General features: G+C 52.3%; 13 protein-coding genes. 8 read left to right on the top strand and 5 right to left on the bottom strand.

Annotation, left to right across the window (positions count from 1 at the left end; translation table 11 throughout):
- Nucleotides 1-6 precede the first annotated feature (6 nt).
- Complete coding sequence (locus VMX96_09105; GenBank protein ID HUU64054.1) at nt 7-1,338, bottom strand: Coenzyme F420 hydrogenase/dehydrogenase, beta subunit C-terminal domain; 1,332 nt, start codon at nt 1,336-1,338, stop codon at nt 7-9.
- A gap of 1,197 nt (nt 1,339-2,535) precedes the next feature.
- Between VMX96_09105 and VMX96_09110 the strand changes: the two genes are divergently transcribed.
- The 4 genes from VMX96_09110 (at nt 2,536) to VMX96_09125 (ending at nt 8,341) form a co-directional block, all read left to right on the top strand.
- Nucleotides 2,536-4,686 carry a VWA domain-containing protein gene (locus VMX96_09110; GenBank protein HUU64055.1) on the top strand — a complete coding sequence of 717 codons (2,151 nt, stop codon included), beginning with the start codon at nt 2,536-2,538 and terminating at the stop codon, nt 4,684-4,686.
- 454 nt (nt 4,687-5,140) lie between these two features.
- On the top strand, nt 5,141-5,815 hold the full coding sequence (locus VMX96_09115; protein HUU64056.1) for a cobalamin-dependent protein: 675 nt from the start codon (nt 5,141-5,143) through the stop codon (nt 5,813-5,815).
- Nucleotides 5,815-6,000: a hypothetical protein gene (locus VMX96_09120; protein ID HUU64057.1), complete on the top strand. Its 186-nt coding sequence runs from the start codon at nt 5,815-5,817 to the stop codon at nt 5,998-6,000. The genes VMX96_09115 and VMX96_09120 overlap by 1 nt, the downstream gene beginning before the upstream one ends.
- 619 nt (nt 6,001-6,619) lie before the next feature.
- The gene (locus tag VMX96_09125) at nt 6,620-8,341 is read left to right on the top strand and encodes an NAD(P)/FAD-dependent oxidoreductase (GenBank protein ID HUU64058.1); all 1,722 of its coding nucleotides are present in this window, start codon (nt 6,620-6,622) and stop codon (nt 8,339-8,341) included.
- A gap of 77 nt (nt 8,342-8,418) precedes the next feature.
- On the opposite strand, the gene VMX96_09130 is transcribed toward VMX96_09125, so the two are convergent.
- The 4 genes from VMX96_09130 to VMX96_09145 form a co-directional block, all read right to left on the bottom strand.
- Nucleotides 8,419-9,159, bottom strand: coding sequence for an ABC transporter permease (locus VMX96_09130; protein HUU64059.1), 741 nt, complete (start codon nt 9,157-9,159; stop codon nt 8,419-8,421).
- Nucleotides 9,146-9,910, bottom strand: a complete 765-nt coding sequence (locus VMX96_09135) for an ABC transporter ATP-binding protein (GenBank protein HUU64060.1) — start codon at nt 9,908-9,910, stop codon at nt 9,146-9,148. Before VMX96_09135 ends, VMX96_09130 begins: the two co-directional genes overlap by 14 nt.
- Nucleotides 9,911-10,448: 538 nt before the next feature.
- Nucleotides 10,449-12,806 carry a PAS domain S-box protein gene (locus VMX96_09140; GenBank protein ID HUU64061.1) on the bottom strand — a complete coding sequence of 786 codons (2,358 nt, stop codon included), beginning with the start codon at nt 12,804-12,806 and terminating at the stop codon, nt 10,449-10,451.
- Between the two features lie 63 nt (nt 12,807-12,869).
- Entirely contained in the window at nt 12,870-13,535 is a 666-nt protein-coding gene (locus tag VMX96_09145) for a response regulator transcription factor (GenBank protein HUU64062.1), read from the bottom strand.
- 269 nt (nt 13,536-13,804) lie between these two features.
- On the opposite strand from VMX96_09145, the gene VMX96_09150 reads away from it, so the two are divergent.
- The 4 genes from VMX96_09150 (at nt 13,805) to fdhF (ending at nt 19,702) form a co-directional block, all read left to right on the top strand.
- Nucleotides 13,805-14,209, top strand: coding sequence for a hypothetical protein (locus VMX96_09150; GenBank protein ID HUU64063.1), 405 nt, complete (start codon nt 13,805-13,807; stop codon nt 14,207-14,209).
- Nucleotides 14,210-14,226: 17 nt separating this feature from the next.
- A complete protein-coding gene (gene nuoE / locus VMX96_09155) occupies nt 14,227-14,757 on the top strand; it encodes an NADH-quinone oxidoreductase subunit NuoE (GenBank protein ID HUU64064.1) in 531 nt (176 codons plus the stop codon).
- 74 nt (nt 14,758-14,831) lie between these two features.
- The gene (locus VMX96_09160; GenBank protein ID HUU64065.1) at nt 14,832-16,730 is read left to right on the top strand and encodes an NADH-quinone oxidoreductase subunit NuoF; all 1,899 of its coding nucleotides are present in this window, start codon (nt 14,832-14,834) and stop codon (nt 16,728-16,730) included.
- Between the two features lie 8 nt (nt 16,731-16,738).
- Nucleotides 16,739-19,702 (top strand): formate dehydrogenase subunit alpha, encoded by a 2,964-nt coding sequence (gene fdhF, locus VMX96_09165; GenBank protein ID HUU64066.1) that lies wholly within the window; start codon nt 16,739-16,741, stop codon nt 19,700-19,702.
- Nucleotides 19,703-19,878: the final 176 nt, after the last annotated feature.

Raw genomic sequence — 19,878 nt, forward strand, 5'->3', positions numbered from 1 at the left:
TGCATTTCACCTTGATTTGTCGAAGTACTTATTTATGACCCTGGAGTAGTATTTATAGAAAGAGTTGGTATACATACGCAAAACCTTGAGCGGGATATATCTCAATAGGAACCTGCCTGCCCTGGAGGAGCCGATACGGCTGTTTATAAGTGTTGAAGATGCTATCAGTCTATTGGAGAAGCAGGCCCCTGTCCTTGAAGACGTATCAACTCGGTTCTCAGAGACATGCGATGGCCCCTTACGCCAGTTGATATTCACCTTCTTGAAATGCAAGAATACCCGCTGTGATCTGATGACATCCTTGGCATCCACGGCCTCTAATCCGATTGCCCCCTTTGAGCCTGCAGCATGCAGTAGGGCTTCACCCCGCTCCGACCTGGATATTACAACCGATTTACCTTCACGTTCCACTTTAACTATCGCCGGCAGCCAGGGGTCGCCGAAGGAGATATCAGCCAATTCATTGGTCACGTCACCGCATGACAGGCAGCAGGATGGGGTAAAGAAAGAACTGCTGAAAATACTGTTCCATAACGGACCCAGGTTAGGTATGAACCTCTCGCTTCCATTTTTCAACCTGATCCCCAGTCTTCCGGGCCACCCACCTCCGCGGTAGGATATTTCTGCCAACTCTTCACTTCTGATGCCGAGCTTCCTCAGCAGGTATTCGGTGCCATCGAAACTGACCGTATGGGAACAGAAGATGCCGAAATGGAGGTCTATTCTTTCCCTCAGTGTTTCGTCGCCAGCTTCGGCCTTTCTAATACCATTAATGTGGCAGGGAAGCCCTACAACCGCATATTTCCCATCTCTTTCGAGAATTTCCCTGAGAGCAATGTTTGCCGGCACAGGACAGTACTTGGAGCCCATGGACAGAAGGATATCCTCTCTTGTTCTGGCTATGAAGGGCTCAGGCTCTAGAGGGCTGTATTTATTCATCCTCGTCACCAGTGCGCCATCGATGAGGCCCTGCTCGAGGGCAAAGATCAGCAGCGATGTCACCAGTCCACCCGATGCTGAGTTGTATCTAATCTCGGAATCAGTGGCGTGGGCGAGGTAACAGCCTATGTAGTTACCCAGCAGGCTGTCTTCCGGCTCTTTGCCGAATACCTCCAGGTTCAGCCCGGCCATGTCAACGTAATAGCCAGGGCAGGCCTCAAGGCATATCCCACATTCATCGCATTTCTCATTATCTAGCTGTGGAAGGTAGGTCCCCTTGGACTCGTCTCTTACCATCTCTGGCGCCGAGCTGGGGCAGATGGCCACGCAGGTTCCGCATCCGGTACAGAGACCATTTCTCACAACCCGTTCTATTGTTTGACGGATTTCAGATTTCATATGGTTTCGGCAGCAAATCACGCTTATGGGCAATTGCTCAGCATTAGACCATAAAATTGCCTTACTCGAACTCCCATTCTCTATCGGCATCTATATCGTAGGCCCCCTTATTTCCCCTTTATTCACTATTTGTTCTTTCACCCGGCAGTGGTCGAGGAGGTAAATTAGCTCTGCAACATTGAAAACGTCACCAAAGCTACAAGTATACTGGAATTATATCACAGACACAGACAACCATTATAACTTAGTATCACGACCATGTATCTGCGAGCGCCCATAAGAAATCACCGCTTTTCATGTCATTCCGAACTTGTTTCGGAATCTCAAGATTAAAACAATGGAACAATTTGCAGGGGGATGAAGTACGCCCCGGTGGTGAGACGCTGAGATTGCCACCCCCGAGGCCGACAGGTCGGCCGACCCTTCGGCCTAAATCAGGGTCGCAATGACAAGGGGCGAGTTATGAAAATGGTGCATGTTTGAACCGGCTTTGTCTGTCAGTACTATGGAAGCAGGGCAACGGAGACCGATGGGCCTGGATTCCCGCCTGCGCGGGAATGACAGGGGTTGCGCGGGAATTACAGGGGTGTAGAGTCTGTCCATACATATCAGGGCGCTATTTTCATGGCAATGACGGTTGTGTTGCGCGCCGCAGGCAGTCCCTAGATTTTCCCGTCATTGCGAGGCACGAAGTGCCGTGGCAATCCCCAGATATGTATGCTTTATGCAATGAGGAGATTGCCACGCTGCGCTCGCAATGACTAGGGGTGATTTACCTCGTTTGTGCCAGGGATGAATCGCCAATTTAAATTAGCAGGCCCCGGGGCGGGCAAAGGCTTCCTTAGTCGGACAAAAAGGTATATATCCAGGATTGGGAGAGCAAGTGTATGTGTAGGGCTCTTGTTGATTCTTGATAGCACTTAATGGTAGTAAGAATAAGATTAAGTAAGTTGACATTAGTCATCTTATATGATATCTGTATAAGGGGGATTCCGTCGCCCGGACTAACTGCTCGACATTCAGGACAGAAGGAAAATCATCGTTTATGAGGAAGATATCATAGAGAAGCTGGCTAAGACGATGCTGGGAAAAAGAGGCTACTACATATCAAGAGTAGCGGTTGTACTTTTTGTACCAATATTGTTTTTCGTAGCAATTATAGGATTGGGTCAACCGGCTTCTACCAGCGCGGGCGGCGTGCAGACCCAACTATGCTTCATCCTAGATGGGTCGGGCAGTATCTCCGATGATGGCTGGACTCTGATAGTAAACGGGCTGGCCGCTGCAGTCGAGAATCCTGACTGCTTTCCACGAGACGGCACAGTGGAGCTGACGATTATTCAGTTCGGATGGTGGATTGGTACAACCCCCAATAACCTGCCAAAGGCTGAAGTCGAGCTATACCCGACGATTATTGACGCGACCAATGTAGGCAGCGTAGCATCATTTATCAGGGATATTAATCAGGCAAAAGGTGGCACGCCCATAGCCTGCGGGATCAATCTGGCTGCTTACACCGTGTTTAACTCGCCGAATTTTAACCCCAGTATCAAGCAGGCCATCAATCTGGTCACGGATGGCGATGCTCGTCAGGCTTGCGATGGCTACGAGGCAATAGGTAATATCGGTTGTACAGAACCCGCTTGCCTACAAGCTGCCAGAGATAGTGCCGTGGCAGCCCGTAACTATGCTCTAGACCTATTAGATATGTCTCCCGATCAAGATGAGTTCGATGCCGAGTTCATCGGCATCGAGGGTGCACCCAGCGAATGGTTGCGGGCTAGTATTGTGTGGCCCGGCAGCTACATCGCCCCTCCCTTCAATGGAGGTGGCTGGGTGCGTGTGGTACCCGACGCTCAGGCGTTTGCGGACACGGTCTGCGAGAAAATAGAGGTTGTTATTGCCCCTACTCCCACACCAACCCCAACACCAACGCCAACCCCCACTCCCACTCCCACTCCCACCCCCACTCCCACTCCCACGCCTACACCTACGCCTACGCCTACGCCTGTACCTACGTGTGGCGTTCCAGATAGGCAGCTTGCAGTGCTACTGGATGGGTCGGGCACTATTGACGCGCAAGAGTGGAACACCGAGATAAACGGGCTCTACGACGCTATCATTGACCCCGGTTGCATGCCCGATCACTGCGTGGAGCTAACGGTGATCCAGTTCGCCGGTGACTTGCCCGGCGGAGCCAGGACGGAAATCCCCCCCATTGTCATCACCAACAGCAACCGTTATAGCGTTGCTGCTGAAGTCCTGAATATCATCCAGGTTGAAGGGATAACGCCTATAGAAGCCGGTATAGACCTGGCTGTGGTGAAACTCACCAACTCTCCGTATTTCTCCACTACTCCGAGACAGATTATCAATATCAGCGGTGACGTTGGACATATTATGGTTGATTACGACGCCACAGAGATAGCACGGGGTAACGCTATAGCAAATATAGAGCACGGAATTCATCAGCTTGAGATCAGCTCTGAGGGCGTCGGCGATATAATACCCGCGGACATAAATTGGTTGCGGGATGAAATTGTATGGCCCCAGCCCGGTACCATAGCCCCACCATTCGCACCCGGGTGGGTGTATAAGGTTGGACTTAATACTGTCATGTTCAAGGAAGCCATCTGCCAGAAGATTGCGTTTAAACCTACCCCTACCCCTACACCCACACCTACGCCCACTCCCACACCCACACCCATACTTGCATCGAGCACCTCGGTAGCTATTGATTGCGCCAGTGCGCCAGAGGGCCAGACTGACGATGTCGAAATTACAATAGATACGGATGACCCGCAGGGCATAGGTTCAGCTACCATAACGCTTGCAGTCGATACCTCTTCTACCGAAGTAGTCCATATCGCAGATGGAGACCTTGGCACAGTTTATTCTAATACGGTGGGCGGCATCACCACCATGTCAGCAGCCGTAGGGTATTCACCCGGGCCAACAGGCACTCTAACATTTGCGACAGTGACGTTACTGAATAAGGGAGGCGCTGGAGAGTGCAGCGACCTAGATATCGAGGTCATATCAATGTTTGATGGGACGTTAGGCTTTCCCCAGCCAATAACCCCATTTCCGGTTACCGATTGTATTTGTATTGCGGACAGACTGGAGGGTGATGTTCACCCGCTGGGTGCTGGCAATGATATAATTGATTCGGCAGACTCTCAGTTGATAGCCCAGCATATAATGGGGGCTATAACGCTGAGCGGCGATGACCTCCTAGCCGCTGACGTAAATGACTACGGCAGTGTTGACGTAGCAGACCTGCAGTTGTTGGCGCAGTACCTTGTCGGTACGATTACAGCATTCCCCGGGGGAGAATATATTCCATAAGCAAGAATGGTCAGTCCAGGAGGCTTACACCTCCGATGCCGATAGCGGCGCTGGCGCCCTGGGCATTTATGGTCTGGATGCCAATCAGGCATATATCATAACGCACACAGGCTGTGTCTGCGCCGACTGGGAGATGTGTCAGTAAGACCCTCAGTTTACCAAGCTTGCACTAAGCTGCCACCAACCCTTTGTTTACTTTTCGCCCGTTCCTGCCCCCGGTTCTACCAGTCCGTCCAAGCCTCACCCTCCCCGGATTCATCTTGTCCATAGGCGAAAACTTCCTGTGCTGAACCCTGACCTGGGCTGAGGCTAGAGTTACATACCTTCTCACCATCTCCAGGCTGGTGTGGCCAAGGAGCTGCTGAAGTGAGAAGAAATCGCCGCCGTCTTATGTTATCCCCACTCGCCACACACTGGTAGCTTGACAATAGTAAACTCCGCTTGCTAGAATCGAATGCTACATTGTGATAGGGGGGAATGCAAAATACCAGGTGACATTTACGAGCGGCTAAAAAACGGCCTATTAGAGCTTGACATGGATGCTGCAGTCGATGCTGCTAAGTCGGTAGCGCAGACAGGCGACCCCCAGGCTGTTAAAGGTGCTGTAGATGCGGTTACCGAGGCGTTACAAACTGTGGGTAAAAGGTTTCAAGACGGGGAGTGGTATCTGGCTGAACTGGTATATGCAGGTGAGATATCCAAGGAGACGATGAATATCCTGTCGCCCCTGATGGAGGCCGGAGCGATGGAGACAGCAGGGACCATAGTGATAGGCACTGTAGCGGGCGATTTGCACGACCTTGGCAAGAACATCTTCATAACCTATGCGAAGAGCGCAGGCTTTAATATGATCGATCTCGGCACCGACGTACCTACTCAGAAGTTCGTTGATGCCGTCAAGGAGCACAGTCCCCTTGCCCTCGGGATGTCCTGTCTCCTAACATCAACGGACATGGAGATAGGAAAGGTTATAGAAGAACTGAACAGGCAGAACCTCAGGGACAGGGTCAAAGTCGTCATAGGCGGAGCCGCGCTAACGCAGCAGTTTGCCAAGGAAGCAGGTGTAGATGCCTTTGCGCCCGATGCAGTGACGGGCACGGACATAATCAAGAAATGGAGCGCCTCGTGATGGACTTCAAAGAACGCGTTCTCACCGCATTGAATCATGAGGAGGCGGACCGCGTTCCGGTGATGGGTCTGATAGCGGAGCCAGCAACCAGCAACAAGATTCTGGGCAAACCTCCCTCACATTCCCTCGCAATCTTCTCAGGCTTACAGCCCTGCACTTTTTTGGTGAGCTCTGCCATAGAGTAGGCTCGATTCTTTCTGTCCACAAAATTAGTGGATAGCCCGGGGCGTTAGCAGGATAGAAGCCGGCAGAGAGATATTGCAGGTTGCCCCGAACCCCATCGGGATCGCTCAAATCCAATCAGGTTATCGACCATTATATTGGTTTTGATTGAGACTGTTTTGGCAATCTCTTCGGTTACGTTCTATGACTGGTATCGGTCATATCAAGGTGGCTCCCCTCTGGAATCACCTTTGTAGGAAGAAAATGAGGAGGAGCCTGTTTCCCCCCACCCGGCCGCCCTGGGATGTTTTATTTGCCCCGAACTATCGGGGAAACCTTCGCCAGAGGTGGTTCCCCTCTGGACTCCCCTTTATAACCCTTGTCTGGTGAGACCCACGGGTAGCCTGGAGCATCGGCTCCGGGCGTTGTTGAGGATGATTCTCTAACCTGTTCATAATCCCATACCCCCGTCCCCGGTCTAGGCCGAAGTGTCGGCCGACCTGTCGGCTCGGACTCGGGGGGACTTCCATTTGTAATCTGCAACATAGAAACGGGCTTTAAGTGCGTGGAGCGGCGGAAATATTGCTTTTTGGAGCGTTTGCCTGTTATAATACCTCTACTTCAGCGGGAAAGGGGTACCAAATGAGCGCAGATGAAAGGTATGATATTGTAATTGTAGGCGGTGGCTTCAACGGCGTCACAACCGCAGCCTATCTCGCCAAGTGCGGGCTGAGCGTGTGCGTGCTGGAGGAGAGGGTGGAGTGCGGCGGCGCGTGTGAGAGCACCGAGCCATTAGCCGGGGTGCGTATAAATCCCCATGCCATCTTGATGTATGGCGGACCGGCCCCCGGATTCGAACAGCTAGAGCTCTGGAAGTACGGCTTCCGAATGGACTGGAGTCCATTCATGGAGGATCTAACCAAGCAGGTGGGCAGGGGTGCTTTGACCACCGAGGGGATGCTGCCGATGAGCGAAAAGGACATAATGGGCTGGGCCAGGATAACCGGCATGCTCACCGATCCCCCGTTCCTGTACGAGCTGCTGCGCGCCACCTTCTGGTGCCCGCCTCACCCCCCGGAGGTGGAGGTAAATGCGGAGACCATCCCCTTTATGCAGGTCTACAAGAAGCACGACCCTGGCCTGTGGACCGAGGAGCTCCTTGAGATGACCCTGTTTGACCTCATGGACGAGTACTGTGAGACCGAGCACTTCAAGATACAGCAGGCGATGATATGCTGGTACTCAGGGTCCGCCGCTCACTGGGAGGGAATGGCCATCCCTACCCTCGCCTATAATATAACTCTCTGTCTAGCTGGTAGAGTCAGCGCTCCCCGCGGGGGCATGCACGGCTATCTCCACTCCATCTTTCGCTGTGCCGTCGACCATGGTGCGGTGTTCCGCACCTGCTGCCCGGTTGATGAGATCATCGTCAGAAGCGGACGGGCGGTGGGGGTACGCCTCAGGGATGATGCCGCTACAGCGGAGAAGACGATATGGGCGGACAAGGCGGTGATCAGCGATGTTGACCTCAAGCAGACCTTTAATAAGCTCATCGGGCCGCAGCACGTGGACAAGAGCCTCCTGCAGCGCGTCAATGACATCAGTCTCAAGGGGGGGAGCATCTACGTTAGCCACATCCTCACCCGCGAGAAGCTCCGCGCCCGCCCCCAGTTCCGCAGCGAGCTTATGGGAGACGAGGCTGGTATCGGGCCCTACCCCTGCGACTCGCGGGAGATCTACTTTGAGCATGTAGCGGATGTGGATAGTCGTAAAGGCGACCCTACTGTGCCGCCGGAGAGGTTGATGTGGCTGGGAACCCCCTCCAACAGGTTCAACGTCCACCATCCGCAATGCACCCGACCCGGTCAATATGTTATGTCTCCTTTCTATGTCCTTGTTCCCCCGCCGGAGTATCACGTGGAGAGTCCGGATGCCATAGACAAGAAGAAAGAGGAGATGAACGCTTACATGCGTAAGGCCTTCAGCCAGGTGATAGAGAACCTCGATTCGGACAACATCGTTTACCACTGGGCCAACACCCCTTATGAGTCGGAGTTTCGTAATACCGGTCTCATAGGCGGCACATACTGCGGCACCCGCCAATGCGATGACCAGTGGTGGACCCAGCGTCCCCTGCCCGAGATGGCTCGCTACCGCACCCCCATCGACGGGCTCTACCTGTGCCACCAGACGGCGGCGCACCCCGGCGGGCTGTGCCTGATGGCCAACACCTACAACCTGATGCACAGCCTCATCGAGGATGGGATCGCCGAGCCGGGCGACTGGTGGTACCCGTCGCCATGGTACATACCGGAGAGGGGTAAAATATCGGCGGTGCCCCGTGAGGGTAAGGTAGCAGCGTAGCGAATAATCGAAGTCTCAGATCAAGAAAGGATAATGGCCCCCGCTGTAAAAGGCAGCGGGGGCTTCTCTTTTAGCGGTTAAGCGGCCCTTCTCCTCAGCGTCATCGCTGCCAGGAAGGATATAACCACGGCGAAAGCGGCAAGTATCCCTATCTCATAACCTACATCTATAAGGCTCTGGCCCTGGAGCATGATGTCTTGCATTCCGTTCACCGCGTATTTAAGCGGGAGAAATTTCGCTATCCACTGGAGGGCGGTATGCATCTGGCCCACGTCCCAAATAACCCCGCAGAGGAGTATTTGCGGGAATATGATCAGGGGGATGAACTGAACCATCTGGAACTCGTTACGGGCAAAGGCGGAGATGAAGATGCCCAGATTAACTCCCACAGTCACCACTAAGATTTGAAATACGCAGATCCGCCACAGAGACCCAGGCTCGTGATGTGCCTCCAGCACATATATAGTGAATAGTACCACGACCAGGATCTGAATCACCGCTAATACAAAGAAGCCGAGCAGATAGCCAAGCACCATATCCAGGCGCGACGCCGGTGATGCCATCATGCGCTCCATGGTGCCCTGAGAGCGTTCACGGAGGAAGCTGATGCCGGTGATCAGGAAGCTCTGGAGTAGCCCCATGGTTGCCAGCAGCGCAGGGTAGGCACCGTCCAGAGCATGGCTTTCCTCAGGGAAGCTGTAGTTAAGGAGGGTCATTATCACCACCGGCACGACCAAGATGATCACTATTGTACGGCGGTCCCGGACTAACTGGCGCACCACCCTGGCGGCAATGGTCACGGTATTACTCGGAATCATCACCCTTTTCCCTGTAGCGGACAAAATAGAGGAAGGCGTCTTCCAGGTTGGCTTCAGGCTCTCCGGTGGCCTCCCTCAGCTCGCGGGGGGTGCCCTGGGCGATTATCCTGCCCCCACGCAGGAAGGCCAGGCGGTCGCAGTGGGCGGCATCATCCATGGTATGGCTGGAGATGATTATGGTGACGCCCCTTCTGGTCAGCCTTTCGAAGTACTCCCAGAATGTAACCCGCAGCTTGGGGTCAACCCCTACCGTGGGCTCATCCAGGAATAAAAGCGGCGGCCTGTGGACTATGGCACAGGCGAGGCTGACCCGCTGCTTCATGCCCCCGCTCAGCTTTTGCACCGAGTCCCTGCGGCGGGGCCACAGTCCCACCAGCTTGATCGCCTCATCAACCTGTTTGCGTCTTTTAGCCTTGTCCATCAGCCCGTAAATGCGGGCGAAGAAATCTACATTCTGGGCTATTGACAGCTCGGCATATAGCGAGGCGAGCTGCGGCATATAGCCCATGTTGCGAGACATTTGGCGGGAGGGAGGTCTTCCCAGCGTGCGGATAGTGCCGGACTGCGGCCTTAGCAAACCGACCAGGAGCCTGATAAGAGTCGTTTTCCCCGAGCCGTTGGGTCCGAGAATCCCAAAGCTTATGCCCCTTGGAATCTCCAGCGACAGCCGGTCAACTGCCTTGATGTTTTTGTAATTGAAGGATAGATTATTTGCCTGTATTGCTAGGCCGGTGTATTTACGCTCTGGCATATTCGCGGTATGGCCTCGACCCTATGATGTCTCACAGGATAGATAGAATTCACTGGTTTGTCAAATAAGTATACTCGCATGGTGTATAGGTGATATATCACTTCAAACATGAAGCAATAAGCCATCACAAATCACCAGTTCCCTAATCCCCTCAATCCCCGGTGGCGGTTGACCCGGCGCTCTTATTCCTACCGGAGTCCTACCACGACACTAAAATGAGCCTGTAAAAGCTTGATCTAACCGGTAGGATAGCCATCGTCATTGAGGTGGGGAGGAGTATCGGCAGGGGGACAGCGCTGGGCTTTTCTGGGTCTGGTTCTAACGTGGTCTTGTCAGGATTATAAAAAAATCTGCGAGCTGATTTGCTACTGGCTTACATATAAATACTTAGCAGAATATATGTATTGCTTCACATTCATGGATTATCTGGGAGTAGTCAGTAAGCTGAAATCGGGTATGGAGTCTACGTGGCGCTACTGTCGCCAAAGCCTCACCGTGCTTGCTTGTATGTTAGCTTGGTCTCTCTAGACAAGGGTGTCTAAAATGTCAGCCCTTCAAGCGGGATCTCTACGATTATGGCTGTACCCTTGCCCAACTCCGATTCGATTTTCAGTGTGCCACCGAGTAATTGAGCTCGCTCTTGCATACCCATAATACCCAACTTCCCCGCGATGCTGAGGTCGCTTACCTGTGTTTGGGCCAGACCTTTTCCATTATCTACGATGATCATCTTTATTTTCCCCGACCCCGACTCCAAGCGGATCACTACTTTTGATGCCTCGGCATGTCGCTTAACGTTGCCCAGAGCCTCTTGGCCAATACGGAACAGTATCAACTGGACCTCGTGCGGTAAGTCCTGCCTTTGCATGTCTAGCTGAACATCGGCGTCGATGTTGTCTTCTGTAATTAACTTGTCGGCCATCCATTCCATCGCCGCTACCAAACCCAGGTGATCCAGTATGGCCGGCCGCAACTCCTGAGCGTAGCGCCGCAAGCCGCCCAAGGTCTCCACAGCTAAATTATATGCCTCATTCAACTTCTCCCGCACTGGCTTAGCTAGCTTGTTCTTGGGCTCGGAGGCTATTGCGTCTAGCTGGTGTGTTAGCAGCAACAGGGATTGACTGGTATCATCATGCAGGTCTCGAGCGATACGCTTGCGCTCCTCCTCTTGGGCCACCAGAATTTTCTGGAGGTAGAAGTGCATGCCTTCCCGCATCTTCCTCTCCTCAGTGACATCTCTAGCTATACATTGGACACCCGTCGGCTGCCCGTTTCCGCTTCCAGTGATCAGCCTGATCGCTACCTCGATGATCGCCTTTGCCCCATCCTTCCTGATTATCTCTAGCTCGAAGCGCTGGCTGGCGGTTTCGCCCTCTATCTGCCTTCTCTGCATCTCCATAGCAATATCGAAGCTCGCCGGTGTCAAGTATTGCCGGATGTTCATAGTGGCAAGCTCACCGACTGTGTAACCGGTGAGGTCTGACGCCGCCTGATTAGCCTCAAGGATGAAGCCCTTCAAGTCACGAATAAAGATAGCCTCGCTGGCGCTGTCAAACAGGTCACGGTAACGCCTTTCCGATTCCTTAACCGCTTCTTCTGCCTGCTTGCGCTCGGTGATGTCCTGTAATGTCTCTATTGCCCCCATAACATTTCCCTTATGGTCTCTAAGTGGCGCTGCGGTAAAAAAAAGCCACCTCCCGCTCGTTCCGAAGTGAGGAAAGAAATCTTCAGCCTCGTATGCTCCCTCTATAAGAGCCGATTTACTATATTTTACGCCGTAATACCTTGCTATATCTTCATCAGGTACTTTATCCACTACAATGTCAGCCATGATCGGCCTTTCTTCGAAATAGAAAGGCGACCACTGTCTCTTGGTGCCGACTACTTCACTTGCAGAAATACCGGTGAGATTCTCACAAGCCCTGTTCCAGTGGGTGATTCTGTGCTCCTGGTCTATTACGAAGGTCGCTACCGAGCTTCCCTCGACTATTTGTGACAGTACATTCTCACTCTCCTGTAGCATCTTCTCTACCCACTTGCGCTCGGTTATATCTATGGAAATTTTCTGGACAGCTACAGGTTGCTCGCCATCGCTGATTATACTGATCATCGTCTCGATAATCGCTCCCGTCCCATCCTTTCTGACGAGCCCCAGTTCATAGCACTGGCTGGCGGTTTCGCCCTCTATCTTCCTTTGTTGCTTTTCCATAGCAACCTTGAAGCTCTCAGGTATAAGGAGCTGGGAGATGTTCATATTTGTTAACTCATCGACCGTGTATCCAGTGAGGTCCGACGCTGCCTGATTGACCTCGAAAATATTGCCCTTCAGGTCGCGAATGATTATAGCATTGCTGGCGCTGTTAAAAAGCTCTCGGTAGCGCCTTTCTGACTCCTTGACTGCTTCTTCTGCCTGCTTGCGCTTGGTGATGTCCCTCAAGACAACGGCGTAACTAGGTTTGCCTTTATAGATGACCTCACGGATGCTAACCTCAATGGGGACCCAACGCCCACCCGCCACCGGGTGCACGAATTCCCAGAGTCTAGGTGTCTCCCCTCCTTCTGTGATCTCTTTAAAGATTTGTTTTGTCTGTTCTTGGTTCTCAGGTGGAACGAGTTTCCAGTAATTTGATCCAATTAGCTTCTCAGCGGGTATTCCCAGAATTTCAGACCATCTTTTATTGGCAAACCATATCCGATTGCCACGAACAATCATATATCCTTCCGTCATATGATCGACCAAAGCCCGGTATGTCTCCTCCGACTCCCGTAGCGCCTCCTCCACCTGTTTATGCTTGATCTCCAATGCTTCCAGTTTAGCAATTCGTTGCCGCAGTGTTACCAATTCATTCATGAGTTGGTCTTTCGTTTCATCCTTGTCCTGTCGAGTGCGGGTCATGACTACCCCTTATAGGCTATTTTTAATAGCGGGCTACTAACGGTTAGCCTCCTTTTTGGATACCTAAGGCAAATCCTCCAAGGTAAGCCAGCCTTCCCTTACCCCTTTAAGTATCGCCTCAGTACGCGAAGCGACATCCAATTTGTTGAAGATACTGGATAGGTGAGCTTTTACGGTACGGACACTGAGGAAGAGTTCTTTGGCTATATCCTTATTACCCATGCCTCTAGCAGCCAATTTTAAGACCTGTAGCTCCCTGTCGCTAAGTTGTTTCTCTGCCCTGTGTTCACTACCCTCTCCCCGCGTCCTTACGCCGTATTTTAGGACTTTGGCAATTATAGCAGGATGAAGTACTGACTCACCCGCGCTCACAGTACGAACAGCATCGACTAGCGCCTGGCCACGGGCGCTCTTTAACAGGTAACCGGCTGCCCCTGCTTCCAGCAAGCCGATTACATAGCGATCATCATCATAGGCGGTTAGGATCAGCACCGCGGTAGCAGGGCTTATCTCCCTAATACGCTTGGTTGCCTCGATTCCGTTAAGCTTTGGCATCACGATGTCCATTATCACTATATCTGGCTTCAACTTTGAACTCAGATTGACTGCCTCTTCTCCATCACCTGCCTCACCCACTACCTCTATATCTTCGTGACGTTCGAAGGTATTTCGCATTGCCTCTCGCAGCAACGGATGGTCATCGGCGATTACTACCCTGATCTTTATCATCGGTGTCCTCAAAACGGCTTCTTTAAGAAGGGCCGCTTTGTACTCTTGCCACGGGTTGATTTTACTGCATTGGGGCCTATTGTGGCAACAGGACGAATTCTTTTTCTCCCTATCTGCATAGTGTACTTTAGTACACCCACCGGTGTACCTCTGGCCATACCTAAAATTGGCCCCGAGGCTCTAGATTGGTGCCCAAAAGGTCGATGACTGGTAACTCAGAAGCTGGTATCGTATACATAGGAATAGGAGGAAAAGATAGAGGAAGGAGAATGAAAATGGTTATGCAAAGTAAAACTAAACATAGGGCAAGGGTGATCAAGGAGGGAAAAACAAAGGAGGAAAAAGGTGTCAAGGTTGGTGCCCTAACAAGGGAAGTGGCTAAGCTTGTAGAGCCAGAAGAGGCCCCGAAAGCAAGAGAGTCCATTTCTACAGAGGTTCTCCAGGGGAAAGAGGTGATACTGGCAATACTCGAAAGGGCTGCTGAGGAGAGTGAGTTCTTAGCACGTTTGGCGGATGATCCAAGCGAGGCTCTGGCAGAGTATTACACCTTAACCTCTGAGGAGAGAGCCGCACTGGCTAGTGGCGATATAAAGAAGATCGAGGGTTGGGTCGGCAAGCTGGATAGGCGACTGGCAACCTGGCTCTGGTGCCGGTTGAGCCAGGAAAAGTGGTAGATAATGAGGCGTAAGAAATGGTGAACACTTCAGCAGTGCAAGATACTCAAGTGCTCGAGCCGGGGCACGAAGCTACTTTTGAGGAGCGATTAAGTGAGATTTTATCCACTTATAGCGGCAATGGAAGCGAGCTTATTCCGATCCTGCAGAAAGTCCAGCAAGCCTTTGGCTATGTGCCGGAGACAGCTATAAAAGGTATAGCCAAATTCCTTCATCTGCCAGAGGTCACTATTTTTGGGGTGGCTACATTTTATGCCCAGTTTAAGCTTGTCCCGACGGGTCGAAACATTGTTAAGGTGTGCCGAGGGACTGCCTGCTATGTACGCGGTGGTGCCCGCATTCTGCGGGAAGTAGAAAGCCAACTGGGTATAAAGCCTGGCGAAACTACACCAGATCTTGAATACAGTGTGGAGACTGTAGCTTGTATCGGTGCCTGCGCACTCTCACCTGCTATGGTAATTAACGGTCATGTTCATGGCCGGCTAACACCACAAAAAGTGAAAGCTATTTTGGATAGCAGCAGATCTAATGGCCCAAAGGATGAATAGACTATTTAACAGTTGGAGGAGCTGTGATTAACTTTAAGGAGATTCAAGGCAACGCGGTATCGCAGTGGGATGCCATGCAACGCAGCGAAAAGCCTCGCATCTTGGTAGGTATGGGAACCTGTGGCATAGCAGCAGGTGCGGAAGATGTTATAGGGGCACTCACCGAAAAACTAGCTGAGTATAATGTTCAAGCAGATGTTACCCATGTTGGCTGTATAGGCCTATGCTTTGCCGAACCACTAATCGAGGTAATTATACCAGGCAAACCGAGCGTATTCTATGGTAATCTTACACCCCAGCTTGTATCTGAAATCGTTGAGGACTATTTAATCGCCGGCAATCCACGTGCAGATCTAGCTCTGGGTACCCGTGGTGAGGGGGCTTTAGAAGGCATTCCCAAGCTCTTTGACCTACCGGTGCTCAAGCCACAAGTCCGCATCTCCTTACGTAACTGTGGCAATATTAACCCAGAAAACATCGATCAGTATATCGCTAATGGTGGCTATCTGGGCTTGGTCAATGCCGTAAAAATGAACCCCGGGGAAGTGATTGAAGAGGTCAAGAAATCGGGGCTACGTGGCCGCGGTGGTGCCGGTTTTACCACCGGGGTTAAGTGGCAGTTCTGCCACGATGCGCCAGGTGATATTAAGTATGTAATATGTAACGCTGATGAAGGTGACCCAGGAGCATTTATGGATCGAGCACTCCTTGAAGGCGATCCACATTCTGTACTGGAAGGAATGCTCATTGGTGCCTATGCCATAGGTGCTACAGAAGGTTATATTTACATCCGAGCCGAGTATCCGTTGGCGATTAAGAGGCTCGGGGTTGCCATAGAGCAGATGAGGGAATATGGGCTACTGGGCGATAACATTTTGGGCTCAGGATTCGGCTTCCACCTTAAGATGAAAGAGGGGGCAGGTGCTTTCGTCTGTGGTGAGGAGACGGCACTTATGGCTTCCATCGAAGGTAGCAGAGGGATGCCCCGCTCCCGGCCCCCTTTCCCTGCCCAGTACGGTTTGTGGGGAAAGCCAACGAATATTAACAATGTGGAGACCTGGAGTAATGTCTCAGCCATCCTAGAGAAGGGTGCCAAGTGGTATTCAGGCTATGGTACCGAGAAAAGCAAAGGCACAAAGAATTTCTCTCTGGCGGGTAAAGTCGTCCGTACAGGGCTCGTAGAGGTTCCGATGGGGATTACCCTGCGCGAGATCGTCTATGACATCGGTGGAGGCATCCCTGAGGGCAAAAGACTCAAGGCGGTTCAAACTGGCGGCCCATCAGGCGGTTTCATACCAGAGGATTTAATAGACCTTCCGGTTGACTATGAATCGTTAGCGAAGGCAGGTTCGATAATGGGCTCCGGAGGGATGGTGGTTATAGATGAGGACACCTGCATGGTCGATATGACTAGATTTTTCCTTACCTTCACTCAGGCCGAGTCCTGCGGCAAATGTATACCGTGTCGTTGGGGAACCAAACAAATACTAGATATTCTGGAGGACATAACAAATGGGAAGGGTAGATCGGGGGATATTGAATTGTTGCAGGAACTAGCTGAATCGGTTAAGGATGGTTCGCTATGCGGTTTGGGTCAAACAGCACCCAATCCCGTACTTACTAGCATTCGTTATTTCCGGCATGAATACGAGACCCATATAAATGAGAGACGATGCCCGGCATTGGCCTGTACGGAGTTGATCTCCTTCTATATCAATCCAGATACGTGTCAAGGTTGTGGTATATGTCTCAGGGCGTGTCCGACCGATGCCATATCCGGTGGTAAACGGATGGTGCACATTATAGATCAGAATGAGTGTATCAGGTGCGGTACTTGCCTCGAGGTTTGCCCGACCCGGTTTAGTGCTGTGTCGAAGGTTTCCGGCGAGGAAGTAACGGTTCCAAGCGAACCCATCGCGGTTACGGGAACGAAGTCAGCTGTAGGGGCTACCAGTGGATCTTCTGATGAATGAGGTATGCGATGATGGAAAAGAGTACATTAACCAGAACGGAAATCAGAACGGAGAAGATTACATTAAGCGTCGATGGCCAGTATGTAGAAGCCAGCGCGGGCATGACGGTGTTGGAGGCAGCCCGAAGCGCGGGTATCTACATCCCAACCCTCTGCTATGACCCTGACATGAATCCCTACGGAGCCTGCCGACTCTGTGTGGTTGAGATCGAGGGTATGCGTGGCTTGCCCACTTCCTGCACAACCCCGGTTACTAACGGAATGGTGGTACATACAGAGACACCCAGGGTAAACCAGTCACGCCGCATCACCATGGAACTCATCATGGCCAATCATCATGGTGATTGTCTCACCTGCGCTAAGAACCAGCAGTGCGAGTTACAAAATATCGCACGTTATCTGGACATCGATCAGGAGCACTTCGACAAACTGCGAAAGGGGACGCAGGTTCTTCCTATTGACCGTAGTCATCCGGCATTCGAGCGAGACCTCAACAAATGTATCCTGTGCGGTAAATGTGTGCGTGCCTGCCACGAGATAGCCGGCGTCGGTGCCATTGGCTTAGCCTTCCGCGGCTACTCGGCGAGAGTGGTAACCGCGGGCGATAAGCCGATACTGGAATCGATCTGCGAATCCTGCGGCGAGTGCCTGGCAAGGTGTCCAACCGGGGCCCTGGTTCCCAAGCATGAAAAGCAGGCCTTGCGTGAAGTTAAAACGATCTGTCCCTATTGCGGGGTTGGCTGTTCGCTGTATTTGGGCATTCGTGGCAATAAAGTCGTTAGCGTACGGGGAGATATGGACAGCCCGGTAAACCACGGTGGCCTCTGCGTTAAAGGACGCTTCGGTTTCGACTTCGTGAGTCACCCTGACAGGTTGACCAAGCCCATGATTAGAAACCAAGGTCGGGGCAAGGACATAAAGGTTAATGGCAATTTCAGGGAGGTCTTCCACGAGGCCAGCTGGGATGAGGCCCTGGAACTGGTGGCGGAGAGGCTTTCCCAGGTCAAGGAGAAACACGGGCCGGATAGCATCGGGGTGCTTAGTTCTGCCAAGTTCACCAACGAGGAGAACTACTTAGTGCAGAAATTCGCTCGCGCTGTGCTGGGCACCAACAACGTTGATCACTGCGCCCGTCTCTGTCACGCCTCGACGGTGGTTGGTGCCATAGCCGCCTTCGGTGACGGGGCTATGAGCAACTCCATTGCTGATTTTGCCAAGTCCGATCTCCTCTTCATAATCGGCTCCAATACGACCGAGTGTCATCCCATTATCGGACGCACCATCCGCCAGGGGGTAAAGTCACGCGGCACAAAGATAATCGTTGCCGATCCTCGTGCCATTGAGCTTTCCAACCTGGCTACAGTTCACCTGCCCCATAAACCGGGATCGGATGTGGCCTTACTCAATGCCATGATGAATGTGATTATCTCCGAGGGCCTGCATGACACCACGTTCATTGAGGAGCGTACCGAGGGCTTTGAGGAACTAGCAGAGACTGTCAAGGGTTACACTCCTGAGAGGGCCGAGGAGATAACCGGTGTTCCACAGGCTGACATAGTGAAGGCGGCCCGCCTCTTTGCCAGTGCCGAGAGGGCAGCGATCCTCTATGGCATGGGGATAACCCAGCACACCACGGGCACGGACAATGTCAAGAGCGTAGCCAACCTGTTGATGCTCACCGGCAATATGGGACGCGAAGGCACGGGGTTCAGTCCATTAAGAGGCCAGAATAATGTCCAGGGAGCGTGTGACATGGGTACCCTCCCCAACGTCTACCCTGGCTATCAGAAGGTAGATAGTCCCGATGTCAAGCTCAAGTTCGAATCAGCTTGGGGATGTTCCTTGAGCGAGAAGCCTGGGCTGCCAGTTACCGAGATGATGGAGGCTGCTTACCAGGGGAAAATTAAAGCCATGTATGTGGTGGGTGAAAATCCTCTAATGAGCGAACCTTCTTTGGACCATGCGAGGGAGGCGATGAAAAATCTCGAATTCCTGGTGGTTCAGGACATATTCCCTACTGATACGGCAGTGATTGCTGATGTCATATTACCCGCTGCCGTTTTTGCTGAAAAGGATGGCACCTTTACCAACACCGAGAGACGGGTACAGAAGCTGCGGAAAGCGGTTGACCCACCTGGAGATGCCAAGCCGGATTGGGAGATCCTCTCTGAACTGGCGGAGAGGATGGGGTATGCCTTTGATTACCAGAGTACAGAGAAGATAATGGAGGAGATTGCATCAGTTGCTCCTATATATGGCGGTATCCATCACCATCGGCTGGATGGTTATGGCCTGCAGTGGCCATGCCGTGACCGGGAACATCCGGGAACCCCTACACTTCACGAGGGCCAATTCACCCGTGGCCGTGGCAAGTTCCATGCCGTCGAATATAAGCCTCCGGCGGAGTCGATATCTGAAGGCTATCCCCTGATCCTCACTACTGGCAGGGTGCTGGAGCACTGGCATACAGGCAGCATGAGCCGGCGGTCTGAAGTGCTGGATGAGCTTCATCCCAGTGGCAAGGTTGATATTCATCCGGATGATGCGCTGAAGCTAGGGATTGTGGATGGCGACTCAGTAACCCTAGCCTCGGAGCGAGGGAAGATCGAGACTGAGGTTCATGTTACGGATAAGACCCCGCCAGGGCTTGCATTCATGGCCTTCCACTGGAGTGAGTCGCCGGCAAATGTCTTGACCAGCACCGCCCTGGATCCGGTGGCTAAGATACCCGAGTTTAAGGTCTCAGCGGTCAGGGCAGTGCTTGCGGTGCTGGATAGAGCAACTCAAGACAATGACTTTTTTGCTCGGCTTGCAGAAAATCCTGCCGAAGCGCTTAAGGAATACGAGCTAACTCCCGAGGAAAAGGCTGCCATAGTTAGTGGCGACATCCGTAAAATCGAGTCATGGGTAGGCAAGCTAGACGAGCGGCTACGAACTTGGCTCATCGCTAGGTTGCAGCAAGAAAAGTGGTAAGGCCAATTCGGGTCGAAGAGGAAGTCGGCTTGCTCATGGAGCCTTGCCTCGCAGGTTGAGGGCTGGTACTTCCTTACGGAAATCCGCATCATTTCTTTACTACTCCGGCGGCTGCCGGGCCTTCGGCTCGCATATCAATAAGCCATTACCAATCGCCAGTTCCCTTATTCCCTAAT

The sequence above is a fragment of the Dehalococcoidia bacterium genome (genome assembly GCA_035528575.1).
GTDB lineage: Bacteria > Chloroflexota > Dehalococcoidia > E44-bin15 > E44-bin15 > DATKYK01.